Source organism: Pseudomonas benzenivorans, assembly GCF_024397895.1.
Classification (GTDB): Bacteria; Pseudomonadota; Gammaproteobacteria; order Pseudomonadales; family Pseudomonadaceae; genus Aquipseudomonas; species Aquipseudomonas benzenivorans_A.
The window spans coordinates 2,498,837-2,515,374 of record NZ_CP073346.1; the positions used below are offsets into that span (position 1 = coordinate 2,498,837).

Genomic DNA, 16,538 nt, shown 5'->3' on the forward strand with positions numbered 1-16,538 from the left:
GCCAATGGCTTCAACAAAACTTCTGGTGCTCTACACCGGTGGCACCATCGGCATGCAGCAAACCGCCGCCGGCCTGGCCCCGGCCTCCGGCTTCGAGTCGCGGTTGCGCTCCCAGCAGGCCCTGGAAACCGGGCGCCAGCTGCCCGGCTGGACCTTCCGCGAGCTGCTGCCACCGATCGACAGCGCCAACATGAACCAGGCCAACTGGCTGGCGATGGTCGAGGCGATCCGCGCCGGCGTCGAGCAGGACGGCTGCGACGCGGTACTGGTGCTGCACGGCACCGACACCCTGGCCTACAGCGCGGCGGCGCTGAGCTTCCTGCTGCTCGGCCTGCCGGTGCCGGTGGTGCTGACCGGCTCCATGCGCCCGGCCGGCGCCGAGGACAGCGACGCCTGGTCCAACCTGTTCGGCGCCATGCAGGCGCTGCACAAGGGCGTCGCCCTGGGCGTGCACCTGTACTTCAATGGCCGGCTGATGCCGGGCAACCGGGTCAGCAAGCTGGGCAGCGCGGTCTTCGACGCCTTCGCCGAGCTGCCGCGCCAGCGGGTCGCCGCGCGGGCCGGGATGATTCCCGCCGAGCTCGACTACCGTCAGCCACGCCAGCCGGTGAACCTCGCCGTGCTGCCCTTCTACCCGGGCATTCGGGCCGCCCAGGTCGAGGCCGCGCTGGCCGGCGACGTGCGCGGGCTGCTGCTGGAGTGCTACGGCAGCGGCACCGGGCCGTCGGACGATGCCGCGCTGCTCGCCGCGCTCAAGGCCGCCCACGAGCGCGGCGTAGTGCTGGCGGCGATCAGCCAGTGCCCCCACGGCCATGTCGAGTTCGGCGTCTATGCCGCCGGCAGCCAGCTGGCCAGCGCCGGCCTGGTCTCGGCAGGCGGCATGACCCGCGAGGCGGCCCTGGGCAAGCTGTTCGCCCTGCTCGGCGCCGGCCTCTCGCAGACAGAAGTCGAGGACTGGTTCGCCGTCGACCTGTGCGGGGAAAACGCCGACTGACCGCGACCGCGACCGGCGCCGGCGAGGCTCGCGCTGCCGGCGCAGGGCTTGCACCGCGGGCGCAAGGGTTTCAGGATGACAGGTCAGACCCACAGGAGCCTGCCCCATGCCCTTTCGTATCGACGTTGAGATCCGCCCGGTCGGCGCCGACGACCAAGCCGCTTGGCTGCCGCTGTGGCAGGGCTACCAACGCTTCTACATGACGGAAATCCCCGCTGCCGCCAGCGACCAGGCCTGGCAGCGCTTCCTCGACCCCGGCGAACCCATGCACGCCGCCCTGGCCTGGCACGATGGCAAGGCCGTCGGCCTGGTGCACTGGATCTTCCACCGCTCGACCTGGACCGCCGGCGACTACTGCTACCTGCAGGACCTGTTCATCGCCAAGGACCTGCGCAGCAGCGGCGTCGGCCGCCAGCTGATCGAACATGTCTACGACCAGGCGCGCCAGGCCGACTGCGCGCGGGTCTACTGGCTCACCCACGAAACCAACAGCCGCGCCATGCTGCTGTACGAGCGCGTCGCCGAGCGCTCGGGCTTCGTCCAGTTCCGCAAGCTGCTGTAGTAGGACTCAGGCGCCGGGCGGCGGTCGACTCAGAACACCGACCAGCCAATGCGCTGGCTGAGCAGCTCCAGCGCCGCCATGCCGGCCAGGGAGTTGCCGGCGGCGTTCAGTTCCGGTGACCAGACGCAGACGCTGAAGCGCCCCGGCACCACCGCGACGATGCCACCGCCGACCCCGCTCTTGCCCGGCAGGCCGACCCGGTAGGCGAAGTTGCCGGCCTCGTCGTACAGCCCGCTGGTGGCCATGATGGCGTTGACCTGCTTGACCTGGCGGGCGCTGAGCACCTGCTCGCCGCTGTGCGGGCAGTAGCCGTCGTTGGCCAGGAAGCTGAAGGCGCGCGCCAGGTCGACGCAGCTCATGCGCAGGGCGCAGTGGCTGAAGTAGCTGCGCAGCACCGCCTCGACATCGTTGTGGAAGTTGCCGAAGGCCTGCATCAGGTAGGCCATGGCGGCGTTGCGCGCGCGGTACTGGTACTCCGACTCGGCCACCTTGTTGTCGATCACCAGCTCGGGGTTGCCGGCCAGGCGGCGGGCGAAGTCGCGCATCGACAGCGCCGGGGCGGCGAAACGCGACTGGTTGATGTCGCAGATCACCAGGGCGCCGGCATTGATGAAGGGGTTGCGCGGCCGGCCGCGCTCGAACTCCAGCTGCACCAGCGAGTTGAACGGCTGCCCGGACGGCTCGTGGCCCAGGCGCTGCCAGATCGCCTCGCCGGAATGACCGATGGCCTGGACCAGGCTGAACACCTTGGAGATGCTCTGGATCGAGAAGGCCGTGCGCGCATCGCCGGCCACATGCAGCTCGCCGTCATTGCTGTAGACGGCGATGGCCAGCTGGTCGGGTGCGACGCCGGCCAGGGCGGGAATGTAGTCGGCCACCTTGCCCTGGCCGATCAGCGGGCGGACTTCGTCGAGAATCTCGTTGAGCAGGTCTTGCATGGCGGCGCTCGTAGCGGGCCCCGGGCGGCGCCCGGGCTATGGCTGCTAGACGCTCGGCGCGCGGCGCTGATCACAGCGGCGCGCCGCCCCACTCAGAACTTCTGCGGGCGCAGCACCTCGACCTCGGCCAGGTAGCAGATCATCGCGTAGTCGGCGTAGTAGCGCTGCTGCAGGTGCCCGGCCAGCTGCTCGGCCAGTTCGCGGGCGCAGATGATCTCCACGCGGATATTGCCTTCGGTGTCCCAGCCGGCGCTGCGCACGCCATGGGCGCCGCGGCCGCGGGCATCGGAGATGGTCCAGCCGGGCGCGCCCAGGTGCTCCAGGTCGGCCAGCAGCTTCTTCTCCAGCGCCGCCTCGCAGATCACGGTGAGCAGGGTACGGGTCGATACATTCATGTCAGAGCCCCCAGGCGATGAGTTGTTCGGCCAAGCCGTGATAGAGCGGAATACCGATCAGGATATTGAAGGGGAAGGTGATCCCCAAGGACGCGGTCAAGGATAGCGACGGGTTGGCCTGGGGCAATGCCAGGCGCAGGGCCGCCGGCACGGCGATGTAGGAGGCGCTGGCCGCCAGGGTGGCGAGCATCGCGGTACCGCCCAGGGACAGGCCCATGAAGCGCGCCAGCAGGGCGCCGATCAACGCGCCGAGCAGCGGCATCAGCAGGGCGAAGCCCACCAGGCGCAGGCCGAACTGCTTGAGCGAACCGAGCTGGCCGGAGGCGATCAGGCCCATTTCCAGCAGGAAGAACGCCAGCACCGGCTTGAACATGCTGGTGTACAGCGGCTCCAGCGGCTTGATCGCCTCCTTGCCGGCCACCGCACCGATGATCAGGCCGCCGAGCAGCAGCATGATGCTCTTGCCGAGGAAGATCTCCCGGCCCAGCTCGCGCCAGTGAGTGTCACGGCTGATGCCCTTGGCCAGGATGATGCCGACCAGGATCGCCGGGACCTCGAGGATGGCCACGAACAGGGGCATGTAGCTCTCGAAGGCGATCTCGCGGGAGACCATGTAGGCCACCACCACGGCGAAGGTACCGGCGCTGACCGAGCCATAGTGCGCCGCCACCGCCGCCGAATTGACGCGGTCGAAGCGCAGGCCGCGCAACAGGACGAAGGCCAGCAGCGGCAGGCCGATGCCCAGCAGCAGCACCAGCGCCGACTGGCCGAGCAGTTGCGCGCTGGCCTGCTCCGCCAGCTCCACCCCGCCGTGCAGACCGATGGCCAGCAGCAGGATGATCGACAGCGTCTCGTACAGTGCCGGCGGCAACTTCAGCTCGCTTTTCAGCAGGCCGGCGGCCAGGCCGAAGACGAAGAACAACACTACGGGATCGATACCCATCTCACGCTCCAGAATCGGCCGCTACGGGACGGCCGGGCAAAAAAAGGGAGCCTTGCGGCTCCCAGAGGACTCACTCGTTACAAGACGTTGAAAAGCCTAGTAGGCGATACATGCCAGCGCCTTCATTCGATCTCGATCAGCACTTCGCCCGGGTTGACCCGGTCGCCCTTGGCCACGTGCACGGCCTTGACGGTGCCGGCGATCGGCGCCTGCACCTCGGTTTCCATCTTCATCGCCTCGGTGATCAGCACCGCCTGGCCGGCTTTGACTGCGTCACCTTCCTTGACCAGCACATCGACGATATTGCCCGGCATACTGGTGCTGACGTCGCCCGGCGCCGAGGCAACCTTGCGCTTGCCACCTGCGCCTGCGACGAATTCGTTGAGCGGCTCGAACACCACCTCCTCCGGCACCCCGTCGATGGACAGGTAGAAGTGACGCTTGCCCTCGCCCTTGACGCCGACGCCGGTGATGTCGACGCGGTAGCTCTCGCCGTGCACGTCGACCACGAACTCGGTCGGCACGCCTTCACCGCCCGCCCGGGCAACACCGCCGGCTTCGGGAATCGGCAGCAGCGCCTCCGGGGTCAGGGTGCCGGCCTCGCGCTCCTCGAGGAACTTGCGGCCGATGTCCGGGAACATGGCGTAGGTCAGCACGTCTTCCTCGGACTTGGCCAGGCCGCCGATCTCGCCGCGCAGCTTGACCATTTCCGGCTTGAGCAGGTCGGCCGGGCGCACGTCGATCACCTCTTCGCTGCCGATCGCCTGCTTGCGCAGCTGCTCGTTGATCTTGCCCGGGGCCAGGCCGTAGCGGCCCTGCAGGTAGAGCTTCACCTCGTTGGTGATGGTCTTGTAGCGCTCGCCGGCCAGCACGTTGAACACCGCCTGGGTGCCGACGATCTGCGAGGTCGGGGTGACCAGCGGCGGGAAGCCGAGGTCTTCGCGCACCCGCGGGATTTCCGCGAACACCTCGTTGATGCGGTCCAGGGCGCCCTGTTCCTTGAGCTGGTTGGCCAGGTTGGACATCATGCCGCCCGGCACCTGGTTGACCTGCACCCGGGTATCCACGGCGGTGAATTCGCTCTCGAACTGGTGGTACTTCTTGCGCACCGCGTAGAAGTACAGGCCGATTTCCTGCAGCAGCTCCAGGTCCAGGCCGGTGTCGAACTCGCTGCCCTTGAGCGCGGCGACCATCGACTCGGTGCCCGGGTGGCTGGTGCCCCAGGCCATGCTGGAAATGGCGGTGTCGATGTGGTCGGCGCCGGCCTCGATCGCCTTGAGCTGGCACATGGCGCCCAGGCCCGCGGTGTCGTGGCTGTGGACGAATACCGGCAGGTCGACTTCTTCCTTCAGCGCCTTGACCAGGTCGAAGGCCGCGTAGGGGGTGAGCAGGCCGGCCATGTCCTTGATCGCCACCGAGTCGATACCCATGGCCTGCATGGCCTTGGCCTGCTTCACGTAGGCCTCGACCGTGTGCACCGGGCTGACGGTGTAGGCCAGGGTGCCTTGGGCGTGCTTGCCGGCGGCCTTGGTCGCCTCGATGGCCACGCGCAGGTTACGCACGTCGTTCATGGCGTCGAAGATGCGGAACACGTCGATGCCGTTGACCGCGGCCTTGGCCACGAAGGCCTTGACCACGTCGTCGCTGTAGTGGCGGTAGCCGAGCAGGTTCTGCCCGCGCAGAAGCATCTGCAGCCGGGTGTTGGGCAGCCCCGCCTTGAGCTTGCGCAGGCGCTCCCAGGGGTCTTCCTTGAGGAAGCGGATGCAGGCGTCGAAGGTGGCGCCGCCCCAGACTTCCAGGGACCAGTAGCCGACCTTGTCGAGCTTGTCGCAGATCGGCAGCATGTCCTCGGTGCGCATGCGCGTGGCGAGCAGCGACTGGTGGGCATCGCGCAGGATGGTATCGGTGACGGTGATCTTCTTGCTCATGTTCTGATCCTTCCCTTACAGGCCAGCGTGGGCCGCGATGGCAGTGGCGATGGCGATGGCCAGGTGCGACGGGTTGCGTTTGATCGAGTACTCGGTCAGTTCCGGGTGGCTTTCGACGAAGCTGGTGTTGAACTGGCCGCTGCGGAATTCCGGATTGCGCAGGATTTCCTGGTAGTAGGCGGCGGTGGTCTTGACCCCCTGCACGCGCATGTCGTCCAGGGCGCGCAGGCCGCGGTCCATCGCCTCTTCCCAGGTCAGTGCCCAGACGATCAGCTTCAGGCACATCGAGTCGTAGTAGGGCGGAATGGTGTAGCCGGTGTAGATCGCCGTGTCGGTGCGCACGCCCGGGCCGCCGGGGGCGTAGTAGCGGGTGATCTTGCCGAAGCTGGGCAGGAAGTTGTTCTTCGGGTCCTCGGCGTTGATGCGGAACTGCAGGGCGAAGCCGCGGTGGATGATGTCCTCCTGCTTGACCGACAGCGGCAGGCCGCTGGCGATGCGAATCTGCTCGCGGACGATGTCCAGACCGGTGATTTCCTCGGTGATGGTGTGCTCCACCTGCACCCGGGTGTTCATCTCCATGAAGTACACCTCGCCCTCGGCGAGCAGGAACTCCACGGTGCCGGCGTTCTCGTAGCCCACCGCCTGGGCCGCGCGCACCGCCAGGTCGCCGATATAGGCGCGCTGCTCGGGGGTCAGCTGCGGGCTGGGGGCGATCTCGATGAGCTTCTGGTTGCGGCGCTGGATCGAGCAGTCGCGCTCGTACAGGTGCACGGTGTTGCCATGGCTGTCGGCGAGAATCTGCGCCTCGATGTGCTTGGGGTTGACGATGCACTTCTCGAGGAACACCGAGGCCGAGCCGAAGGCCTTGGTCGCCTCGGAGATCACCCGCGGGTAGGCCTGCTCCAGCTCCTCGCGGCTGTTGCAGCGACGGATGCCGCGGCCGCCACCGCCGGAAGTGGCCTTGAGCATCACCGGGTAGCCGATGCGCTCGCCTTCGCGCAGCGCCTCGGCGAGGTCGGCGACGTTGCCTTCGGTGCCCGGGGTGACCGGCACCCCGGCCTTGATCATGCTGCGCCGAGCCTCGGTCTTGTCGCCCATGCGGCGGATCACCTCGGCGGAAGGGCCGATGAACTTGATCCCGCGTTCGGCGCAGATCTCCGCCAGTTCGGCGTTCTCCGACAGGAAGCCATAGCCCGGGTGCAGGGCGTCGCAGCCGGTCTCCACCGCCAGGTTGACCAGCTTGCGCGGGTTCAGGTAGCCGGCCAGCGGATCGTCGCCGATACCGTGGGCTTCGTCCGCGCGCTTGACGTGCAGCGCCATGCGGTCGGCGTCGGAGTAGATGGCCACCGAGCGGATGCCCATCTCGGCGCAGGCACGCACGATGCGGACGGCAATCTCACCACGGTTGGCAATCAGGATTTTCTTGATCACAAGGGTTTTCCTCGGCCAGGCTCAGATAATCGGTTCTAGCACCCCGGATCAGACCGGTCTGCACGTGACCGCTGTCCAGCTAGCGGTCGCGTCAACACCCTACGCCGAACAGCGGATTACCTAAAATCAATAATAATTTGATTGGCTATAAGTAATTACTAATACACACTGCCTGGCCGATCACCCCAATCGTTCGACGTTCGAGGTAAAGAGTGCGTAAGTCATTGATGCGCATGACATTGCGCCAGCTTCAGGTGTTCCGCTCGGTGTGCCAGCAGCGCTCCTACAGCCGCGCCGCGGAGGAGATGTCACTCACCCAACCGGCCGTCAGCCTGCAGATCCGCCAGCTCGAGGAGCTGCTCGGCCAGCCGCTGTTCGACTACGTCGGCAAGAAACTGCACCTGACCGACGCCGCCGAGGCGCTGCAGCTGGCCAGCGCCGATATCTTCGGCCGCCTGGAGAGCCTCGACATGCAGCTGACCGACCTGCAGGGTTCGCTGCAGGGGCAGCTGAGCCTGGCGGTGGAATCCAGCGCCAAGTACTTCGTTCCCCACCTCTTCGCCGCTTTTCGTCGGGAATACCCCGAAGTCAACCTGCAGCTGGTGGTGGTCAACCACGCCCAGGCGCTCAAACGCCTGAGCGCCAACCGCGACGACCTGCTGATCATGTCGCTGGTGCCCTCGGACATGGCCCTGGAGTTCCTGCCCTTCCTCAACAACCCCATCATCGCGGTGGCGCCGCCCGGGCACCCGCTTTGCGCACGGGAGCAGCTGAGCCTGCAGGACCTGACCGCCTGGCCGCTACTGGTGCGCGAGCCCGGCTCCGGCACGCGCAAGGCCTGCGAGGAGTACTGCCACCAGAAGCGCGCGCACTTCGCCCAGACCCTGGAGGTCGGCTCCATGGAGGGCCAGGCCGAAGGGGTGATCGCCGGCCTCGGCCTGGCCCTGCTGCCGCGCCATGCGGTGCGCCGCGAGCTGGCCCAGGGAGTGCTGCGCGAATTACCGGTGGCCGAGCTGCCGCTGATGCGCAGCTGGTGCGTGGTGCACCCACGCGGCAAGTACCTGTCGCCGGTGGCCCAGGCCTTCTTCGCCTTCGTGCGCAGCCAGCGCAGCCAGATCAGCGCCCTGGCTGAGCGCTTCGCCGCGTCGGGGCCCGGGACGCCACCCGGTAGCTAGCGGCGATCAGCTCGGGATAGTCGGACAGTTGCTGCTGCAGCAGGCGCTGCTCGGCATAGCTCTCGATGGCGCGACGGTATTCCATGCGCCGTTGATCCAGCTGCTTGCGGCGGGCCTTGGCATCGAGCCTGGCTGACGACTGTGCTTCATCCAAATAGCGAGACATGGGCTGACTCCCAGGCTGAATATCGGGAGTACCAGCATGGCCAGGACGTGTGACGCTATGACGGCGAAGCGGTGACGCTGGGGTGACGGGCGGGGACTAGTGCTCCTCGACCACCTTCACCGACTTGGGCGACAGGCGCAGGCTGCGCAGGCTGCGCTTGACGCTCTTGAGGTGGTTGACCAGGCTCGGCCCGCGCGCCATGGCCACGCCCATGGCCAGCACGTCGATCACCACCAGGTGGGCGATGCGCGAGGTCAGCGGGGTGTAGATCTCGGTGTCTTCCTGCACGTCGATCGCCAGCACCACCGAAGCCAGGTCGGCCAGCGGCGTCTGGCTCGGGCACAGGGTGATCAGCGTGGCGCCGGTCTCACGCACCAGGTTGGCGGTGATCAGCAGGTCCTTGGAGCGGCCGGACTGGGAGATGCAGATGGCCACGTCGGTGGGTTTCAGGGTCACCGCGCTCATCGCCTGCATGTGCGGGTCGGAGTAGGCCGCGGCGTTCAGCAGCAGGCGGAAGAACTTGTGCTGGGCGTCCGCCGCCACCGCGCCGGAGGCGCCGAAACCATAGAACTCCACGCGCTGGGCCTGGGCGCAAGCGGCGATGGCCTGCTGCAGCGCCTGCGAATCGAGGTGCTCGCGCACCTCCATCAGGGTGTGCAGGGTGGTGTCGAAGATCTTCAGGCTGAAGTCGGCGACCGAGTCGTCTTCATGGATGGCGAACTGGCCGAAGCTGGCGCCGGCGGCCAGGCTCTGCGCCAGCTTCAGCTTGAGGTCCTGAAAGCCGCCGCAGCCGATGGCCCGGCAGAAGCGCACGATGGTCGGCTCGCTGATGCCGACATTGTGGGCCAGCTCGGCCATGGAGCTGTGCATCACCGCAGCCGGGTCGAGAAGTACGTGGTCGGCGACCTTGAGTTCCGACTTGCGTAACAGGTGGCGGGACTGGGCGATGTGCTGCAACAAATTCACAAGTATTAGGCTCGGCTTTAGGGATGGCGTATCCGTCGACAGCCCTCATCCGAGTGACGACTCGGTTATGATCGGGACAGCCGGGTTGTAGTGAGCTTGTAGTTATACTACATGACCGCCTGCCCCGCACGGTCAAACCGAGTCGGAGTTCCTGCTTTGAGCATTTCCTGTGACATGCTGGTCTTTGGCGGCACCGGCGACCTCGCCCTGCACAAACTGCTGCCCGCGCTCTACCACCTGCACCGCGAGAAGCGCCTGCACGCCGATGTGCGCATCCTCGCCCTGGCCCGCAGCCAGCGCACGCGCGCCGCCTACCAGGCCCTCGCCGAGCGGCGCTGTCGCGCCCAGGTGGCGCGCGCCGACTTCGACGACGAGACCTGGCAAAGCTTCGCCGCCCGCCTCGACTACTTCGCCATGGATGCCGGCCAGAGCGCCGATTTCGGTCGCCTGGCCAAGTCCCTGGGGGGCGACGATGGGCGCGTGCGGGTGCACTACCTGGCCACCGCGCCGGACCTGTTCGAGGACATCGCCACCCACCTGCAGATCGCCGGCCTGGCCGGCCCCAAGGCGCGCATCGTGCTGGAGAAGCCGATCGGCCATTCCCTGGAGTCGGCCCAGGCGATCAACGCGGCGATCGGCGCGGTGTTCGACGAGTCGCGGGTGTTCCGCATCGATCACTACCTGGGCAAGGAAACCGTGCAGAACCTGATGGCGCTGCGCTTCGCCAACGGCCTGTTCGAGCCGGTGTGGCGCGCCGGGCATATCGACCATGTGCAGATCAGCGTGTGCGAGACCCTCGGCGTGGAGAACCGCGGCGGCTACTACGACCATGCCGGAGCGATGCGCGACATGGTGCAGAACCACCTGCTGCAGCTGCTCTGCCTGGTGGCCATGGAAGCGCCGGTACGCTTCGACGCCGAGGCGGTGCGCAACGAGAAGGTGAAGATCCTCGAGGCGCTCAAGCCGCTGTCCGGCCTCGACGTGCAGGACAAGACCGTGCGCGGCCAGTACACCGCCGGCAAGATCGGCGGCCAGGAGGTGCCGGCCTACTACTTCGAGAAGCAGGTGGACAACGACAGCGACACCGAGACCTTCGTCGCCATCCAGGCCGAGATCGACAACTGGCGCTGGGCCGGGGTGCCCTTCTACCTGCGCACCGGCAAACGCATGGCGCGCAAGGCCTCGGAGATCCTCATCCAGTTCAAGCCGGTGCCGCACCGTCTGTTCGGCGACGGCGAGGCCAATCGCCTGCTGATCCGCCTGCAGCCGGAGGAACGCATCAGCCTGCAGCTGATGGCCAAGCGCCCCGGCAAGGGCATGCGCCTGAAACCGGTGGAGCTGGACCTCAACCTGGCCGACGCCTTCAACAAGCAGCGCCGCTGGGACGCCTACGAGCGCCTGCTGCTCGACGTGATCGAGGGCGACTCGACGCTGTTCATGCGGCGCGACGAGGTGGAAGCCGCCTGGGAGTGGATCGATCCGATCATCAAGGGCTGGCACCAGCACTACCAGAGCCCGCGCCCCTACCCGGCCGGCAGCAACGGCCCGGAGCAGTCGCAGAACCTGCTGGAGCGCCACGAGCGGCAGTGGGCGGACTGACCCTCAGCCCGCGAGCGGCTGCGCCCGACGCCAGTACAACGGCAGCAAGCCAAGGGCCAGCAGGCCCAGCGCACCGGCCGTCAGAAACAGCCCGGCATAGCCGATCCAGCCGGCCAGCAGCCCGCTGGCGGCGCCGACCAGGCCGCCGAGCAGCAACTGCGCGGAGGCCTGCAGGGTAAAGTCGGCGCCCTCGTGCTCGGCGCGGCACTGGCGCATCATCGCGGCGAACAGCGCCACCGTGGACATGCCGTCGGCCGCCTGCTCGAACAGCGCCAACCCATAGACCAGGCCGTGGTCACCGCCGGCCTGCACCAGCGCGGCCATGGCGGCGATGCCGAGGGCCTGCAGCAGACCGAACAGCAGCAACGCCCGCAGCACGCCGAGGCGCGCGTAGAGCAGGCCGCCGAGCAGCGCCCCGGCGATGCCCGCCAGGCTGCTGATCAGGGTCAGCTGGCCCAGCTCGGCGGCGCTCCAGCCCTGGTCCACCAGCATCGGCTTGATCATCGGCGAGCCGAGGGCATCGCCGAGCTTGAAGCTCAGCAGCACCGCCAGCCACAGGCCCATGCCCGGCTGCGCCAGCAGGCCGCGGTAGTGCCGCAGCAGCAGCCCGGGGCCCGCCGGCTCGGCCAGCGCCGGGCGAAAGGGCAACTGCTGGCGTTCGGCGAAGCGCCAGATCGGCAGCAGGGTGAGCACCAACAGCAGCACCAGCAGGGCCATCGACAGGCTCCAGCCGGCGCCGTCGTAGACCAGCAGCAGGCCGCTGCCGCTGACCAGCATGCCAACCTTGTAGCCGCCCACCTGCAGGCTGTTGCCCAGGCCGCGCCAACGCTCCGGCAGCAGGCGCACGGTTAGGCCGTCGGTGGCGATGTCCTGGGTCGCCGCCGCCAGGTTGACCAGCAGCAGCAGGCCCAGCAGCAGCGGCAGCTGGCGGCCGAACAGCTCGTTCGGTGTCAGCAGCGCCAACCCGGCGACCACCAGGGCGATACCGCCCTGCAGCGGCAGGATCCAGCCGCGATGATGGCCCAGGCGCCTGGAGGACAGGCGATCGACCCAGGGCGCCCAGAGCACCTTGAGCAACCAGGGCAGGGCCAACAGTTTGAGCAGGCCGATCAGGGCCAGGTCGACGCCGTGCTGACGCAACAGTACCGGCAGGGAGTGGGCGATCAGCCCGGAAGGCAGGCCCTGGGCGCAATAGAGCGAGGCCAGCAACAGCAGGGTGGCGTTGGCCGGACGGCTAGCGGGGGTAGGCATAGGGCGTGTCTCGCGGTGCGGAGCACGCGACAGTAGCGGGACGCGCCCCGTGCGAACAAGAGCCCCCCGCGCGCGGCCGGTGCGGTACAGCTGATGGGCAGCATGGCTGCCACTCCACCGTCGGTCGCGGCGCCTTGCGTCGTCCCGAGTAGCTGCTATCGCTAATGGAAGGACCCACCCAGCGAAGGGACTTCGCCATGTTCAGATATCCCCTGATCACCCTGCCCGTTCTGTTCTTGCTCCTTTCCGGCTGCATGCTCAACCGTTCCGGCCTCGGCCCCGCGCCGGGCGAATTTGGCGTGCGCCCGACCCTGGCCTGCCCGGGCGACACCGTTCTCATCGACTGGGACCTGCAGGTCCGCGCCCACCCCGGCTTCTGTCGCTTCGCCAACGGCAACACCCCCAGCCTGCAAAGCTGCAGCAGCGCCTCCGACTGCGCCCGCGGCGCCTCCTGCGTGGATGGCCAGTGCAATGCCTGCGCGGCGATCGCCAATGTGCGCAACCGCACCACCGATTGCGCAACCCCCAGCAGTGCCGGCTGCCTGCCCAACATGAATGCGCGCATCGAACTGACACCCGAGCCGACCCCGGCACTGGAGCGGGCCAGGGATATCTGGAACGAACACAGCGGCGGACGCCAGTTCGTGATCGAAGAAACCACCCACATCGGCTTCTTCAGCGAGGTGGTCGACATCGACGGCCAGCGCGCCGGCGTACCCGGGTCGCTCGGCCGCTTCGATGCCGGCGCCACCGTGGTGGTGGTCGACCCCAGCCTGACCCGTACCTCGCCCCACCCCTACGAATGCCGTGGCATGCCGACCTGGGCCGATGCCGCGCTGGACGAGCTGTTCGCCGGCGCCTCGGACAGGCTGCGCGTGGTCTCGGTGCGCAACCCCAACGGCTTTGCCGTGGAGGTCAGCGGTTTGACCCCGACGCCCTTGATCCTGGCGCCCGGCGCCGCTCAAACATTGAACATGAGGGTCAGCGGACGCGTCGACGCGCGTCCCGATGCCGCCCATCTGGCGACCTTGCCGCCGGTGATGTGCACGGCGGTACAGAGCTCGGGGAGCTACCCCGATGCCCCCCTGGAGCTGACCGTCGGCTGTCAGCCCTGAGCCGAATCAGGCTCAGGGCTGCAGCGCGGCGGCCTGGTCGTGCAACAGCTGGGCGAACGCGGCGGCCTCGACCGGCCGACTGATCAGGTAGCCCTGGATCTCGTCGCAATGCTGGGCCTTGAGGAAGTCCATCTGCGCCTGGGTTTCCACGCCTTCGGCGACCACCTTGAGGTCCAGGCCGTGGGCCATGGCGATGATCGCCCGGGTGATCGCGGCATCCTCGCCGGCGGCCGCCAGGTCGCGGATGAAGCTCTGGTCGATCTTCACGTAGTCCACGGGGAAGCGCTTGAGGTAGCTGAGCGAGGAGTAGCCGGTGCCGAAATCGTCGATCGCCAGCTTCACCCCCAACTCGCGCAACTGGCGGAAGGTGCTGATCACGCTCTCGACGTTGTCCAGCAACTGGCTCTCGGTCAGCTCCAGCTCCAGGTTGCCAGGGGCCAGGCCGGTTTCCTCCAGCACCTGGCGCACCTGGCTGATCAGCTTGCCCTGGCGCACCTGGTGCACCGACAGGTTGACCGACACGCGCAGATCGCCCAGCCCCTGCAGCTGCCAGGCACGCGCCTGCTGGCAGGCCTGGCGCAGGACGAACTCGCCGATCGGCGCGATCAGGCCGGTCTCCTCGGCCAGGCCGATGAACTCGCCCGGCGGCACCAGGCCCCGCTCGGGGTGACGCCAGCGCACCAGCGCCTCGGCGGCATGCACGCGGTCCTCGGCCAGGCACAGCTTGGGCTGGTAGAACACCTCCAGCTGGTTCTCCTCGATCGCCTTGCGCAGCTGGTTTTCCAGCTGCAGGCGCTCCAGGGTGCAGGCCTGAAGGTTGTCGGTGTAGAACTGGAAAGTGTTGCCGCCCAGGTGCTTGGCGTGCTGCATGGCCATGTTGGCCTGGCTGATCAGCGCGGAAATTTCCCGGGCATTGTCCGGCAACAGGCTGACGCCCACCGAAGCGCTGACCACCAGCTCCTGACCGCCCACCGTGATCGGCAGGCGCAGCTTGGCCAGCAGGCGACTGGCCATGCGCGCCAGGCTCGACAGGCTGCCGTAGGCATCGAGCAGCACGGCGAACTCGTCGCTGGACAGCCGGGCGATGGTGTCCGCCTCGGGCGCGGCCTGGGTCAGGCGGCGACTCATCTCGCGCAGCAGCTGGTCGGCCAGCTCGTGGCCGAGGCTGTCGTTGAGCACCTTGAAGCGATCCAGGTCGATGTGCAGCAGGGCCAGGCTGCGCCCGCTCTGCCGCGCTCGCTGGCTGGCTTCGTGCAGGCGCAGCTTGAACAGGCTGCGGTTGGCCAGGCCGGTCAGCTCGTCGTAGTGGGACAGGTAGCGCAGGCGCTCCTCGGTCTCGCGGCGTGACGACAGGTCCGCGAAGAAACCAACGATGTGGCTGGCCTGGCCCTTGCCGTCGCACACCACCTTGAGCTGCAGCCACTGCGGGTAGAGCTCGCCGTTCTTGCGGGTTTCGATCAGCTCGCCCTGCCAGCTGCCGACCGCTTCCAGCTCCAGGCGGATCATCTGGTACTGACGGCGCGATTCGCGGCTGCCGATCAGGGTGGCCACGCTCTGCCCCACCAGCTCCTCCTGGCGATAGCCGGTGACCTGGCGAAAGGCCTGGTTGGCGGCCAGCAGGCGGTACTCCGGGTCGAGGATGACGATGCCTTCGCTGGCCGCCTCGAATACCGTGGCAGCCAGCCGCTGCTGCTCTTCCAGATGTTTGCGCGCACTGATGTCGCGCCGAGTGCCGAGCATGCGCAGCACCCGGCCACCGGCATCGCGCTCCACCGCACGGCCGCGGTCCTCGATCCACACCCAGTGGCCGCGGGCGTGCTGAATGCGGTATTCGATCTGGTAGCCGTCGCTGCGGCCCTTCATGTGCTCGACCAGGGCGCGGCGCAACAGCGGCAGATCGTCCGGGTGCAGGCGCGGCTTGAGGTCGCGCAGCATGATCTGCACCGCCTCGGGCGCCAGGCCGAACAGCTCGCGCAGGTGGGTGTGGTGCACCTCGTCGCTTTCCAGGTTCCAGTCCCACAGCCCCAGCTCGCTGGCCTCCAGCGCCAGGGTCAGGCGCGCCTTGCTCCGGCCCAGTGCCTGGGTCGCGGCATCCAGCTCCAGGGTGCGCTCGATCACACGCAACTCCAGCTCGCCATGGGCCTCGCGCAGCTCGCGTTCGGCGCGGCGGCGCTGCTCCACTTCACGGGCCAGCTCGGCGTTGAGCGTCTCGCCCTGCTGCTTCGCCTGCTTCAGGTTGTCGATCAGCGCCTGGTTCTGAAAGCGCTGCAGCAGGCTGCGCTGCACCAGGCGGTTGACCTGCCAGGCCACCACCAGCAGCGCCAGGGCCAGGATAGAACCGACCAGGCCCCAGCCGCGCAGCAGCTGCTGATCGCTCAGCAGAAGGTAGCTCAAGGTCGGCAGCAGGCAGGGTAGGACGAAGGTCAGGAAGGCCGGCAGGCTGACGGCGTAAGCGACACTGGCGGAAAGGATCGCCGCGGAGAGCAGTCCGTAGAGCAGGGCCTGCTGGAAGAACGCGTCGGCCGGTACCAGGGCGATGGCGGCGAAGGCCAGGGTCAGGCCGGAAACCCCGGCGCCGATGAGAAAGCGCCAGCGCCAGTGCGACTGGGCCTGGGCCTCTGCCGGCGCGGCATCGAAGGCCGTGACCTGAAGCAGGCGCAGCAGCGCCAGCAGCACCAGCCAGACCAGCCAGCCGCACAGTAAAAGACGGTTCTGCGGCGACCACAGCAGGAAGGCACAGGCCAGACCGTTGAGCAACAACAACAGGGTCGGCGCCCGCGAGCCGTGATAGAGCAGGCGTGTGCGTTCGACGGCGATGTCGGTGGCGAACTGGCGGCGGATCAGGTTGCCATCGTGCAGCGGCAACTCCGTCAGCGGGGCGTTCGAAAGGGCAGTCATAGGCGATGTTCTTGTAGTGGTTGCCTAGGCGTCGGCGGAGCATACCCGAGCAGGCCGCGCCGCCCAACCGCGGCGCCGACAAATTTCCCTCGAGGCGCGGCACCTTTCGTCGGCCCGCGCGCGGGCGGGTGGCAGCCCTGCCGGCACTCGGCGAATGCAGCGGCGCGGGCCGCGCCC

Annotated in this window: 14 protein-coding genes; 5 read left to right on the forward strand and 9 right to left on the reverse strand. The window is 67.9% G+C overall.

The annotated features are described in order from the left end of the window. The first annotated feature begins 4 nt into the window (after nucleotides 1-4). Together KDW96_RS11690 and KDW96_RS11695 are read left to right on the forward strand one after the other, a co-directional pair. Nucleotides 5-994 carry an asparaginase gene (locus tag KDW96_RS11690; RefSeq protein WP_255836425.1) on the forward strand — a complete coding sequence of 330 codons (990 nt, stop codon included), beginning with the start codon at nucleotides 5-7 and terminating at the stop codon, nucleotides 992-994. Between the two features lie 106 nt (nucleotides 995-1,100). Further along, the gene (locus KDW96_RS11695) at nucleotides 1,101-1,556 is read left to right on the forward strand and encodes a GNAT family N-acetyltransferase (RefSeq protein WP_255836426.1); all 456 of its coding nucleotides are present in this window, start codon (nucleotides 1,101-1,103) and stop codon (nucleotides 1,554-1,556) included. A gap of 29 nt (nucleotides 1,557-1,585) precedes the next feature. Here KDW96_RS11695 and glsB read toward each other — a convergent pair whose 3' ends face one another. From glsB to KDW96_RS11720, 5 genes are all read right to left on the reverse strand, one after another. After that, complete coding sequence (glsB, locus tag KDW96_RS11700; protein WP_255836427.1) at nucleotides 1,586-2,494, reverse strand: glutaminase B; 909 nt, start codon at nucleotides 2,492-2,494, stop codon at nucleotides 1,586-1,588. Nucleotides 2,495-2,586: 92 nt separating this feature from the next. Continuing rightward, on the reverse strand, nucleotides 2,587-2,889 hold the full coding sequence (locus KDW96_RS11705; RefSeq protein ID WP_255836429.1) for a DUF3240 family protein: 303 nt from the start codon (nucleotides 2,887-2,889) through the stop codon (nucleotides 2,587-2,589). A 1-nt stretch (nucleotide 2,890) separates the two neighbouring features. After that, the gene (locus KDW96_RS11710) at nucleotides 2,891-3,832 is read right to left on the reverse strand and encodes a sodium-dependent bicarbonate transport family permease (protein ID WP_255836430.1); all 942 of its coding nucleotides are present in this window, start codon (nucleotides 3,830-3,832) and stop codon (nucleotides 2,891-2,893) included. Between the two features lie 122 nt (nucleotides 3,833-3,954). Continuing rightward, nucleotides 3,955-5,760, reverse strand: coding sequence for a sodium-extruding oxaloacetate decarboxylase subunit alpha (gene oadA, locus KDW96_RS11715; RefSeq protein WP_255836431.1), 1,806 nt, complete (start codon nucleotides 5,758-5,760; stop codon nucleotides 3,955-3,957). Nucleotides 5,761-5,775: 15 nt separating this feature from the next. Beyond that, complete coding sequence (locus KDW96_RS11720) at nucleotides 5,776-7,191, reverse strand: acetyl-CoA carboxylase biotin carboxylase subunit (RefSeq protein ID WP_255836432.1); 1,416 nt, start codon at nucleotides 7,189-7,191, stop codon at nucleotides 5,776-5,778. Between the two features lie 227 nt (nucleotides 7,192-7,418). On the opposite strand from KDW96_RS11720, the gene KDW96_RS11725 reads away from it, so the two are divergent. Further along, entirely contained in the window at nucleotides 7,419-8,366 is a 948-nt protein-coding gene (locus KDW96_RS11725; protein ID WP_255836433.1) for a LysR family transcriptional regulator, read from the forward strand. Here the strand turns inward: KDW96_RS11725 and KDW96_RS11730 are convergent. Both KDW96_RS11730 and hexR read right to left on the reverse strand, forming a co-directional pair. Continuing rightward, nucleotides 8,308-8,532, reverse strand: coding sequence for a PA3496 family putative envelope integrity protein (locus KDW96_RS11730; protein ID WP_255836434.1), 225 nt, complete (start codon nucleotides 8,530-8,532; stop codon nucleotides 8,308-8,310). The genes KDW96_RS11725 and KDW96_RS11730 overlap by 59 nt on opposite strands. Before the next feature lie 96 nt (nucleotides 8,533-8,628). After that, nucleotides 8,629-9,498, reverse strand: coding sequence for a transcriptional regulator HexR (hexR, locus tag KDW96_RS11735; RefSeq protein WP_255836435.1), 870 nt, complete (start codon nucleotides 9,496-9,498; stop codon nucleotides 8,629-8,631). A 111-nt stretch (nucleotides 9,499-9,609) separates the two neighbouring features. Here hexR and zwf point away from each other — a divergent pair, with 111 nt between their 5' ends. Beyond that, a complete protein-coding gene (zwf, locus tag KDW96_RS11740) occupies nucleotides 9,610-11,097 on the forward strand; it encodes a glucose-6-phosphate dehydrogenase (protein WP_255836436.1) in 1,488 nt (495 codons plus the stop codon). Between the two features lie 3 nt (nucleotides 11,098-11,100). Here the strand turns inward: zwf and KDW96_RS11745 are convergent, their stop codons facing one another. Further along, a complete protein-coding gene (locus KDW96_RS11745) occupies nucleotides 11,101-12,348 on the reverse strand; it encodes an MFS transporter (protein ID WP_255836437.1) in 1,248 nt (415 codons plus the stop codon). Nucleotides 12,349-12,545: 197 nt separating this feature from the next. On the opposite strand from KDW96_RS11745, the gene KDW96_RS11750 reads away from it, so the two are divergent. Continuing rightward, nucleotides 12,546-13,463 (forward strand): hypothetical protein, encoded by a 918-nt coding sequence (locus KDW96_RS11750; RefSeq protein ID WP_255836438.1) that lies wholly within the window; start codon nucleotides 12,546-12,548, stop codon nucleotides 13,461-13,463. A 12-nt stretch (nucleotides 13,464-13,475) separates the two neighbouring features. Here KDW96_RS11750 and KDW96_RS11755 read toward each other — a convergent pair whose 3' ends face one another. Beyond that, on the reverse strand, nucleotides 13,476-16,361 hold the full coding sequence (locus KDW96_RS11755) for a putative bifunctional diguanylate cyclase/phosphodiesterase (RefSeq protein ID WP_255836439.1): 2,886 nt from the start codon (nucleotides 16,359-16,361) through the stop codon (nucleotides 13,476-13,478). Nucleotides 16,362-16,538 lie beyond the last annotated feature (177 nt).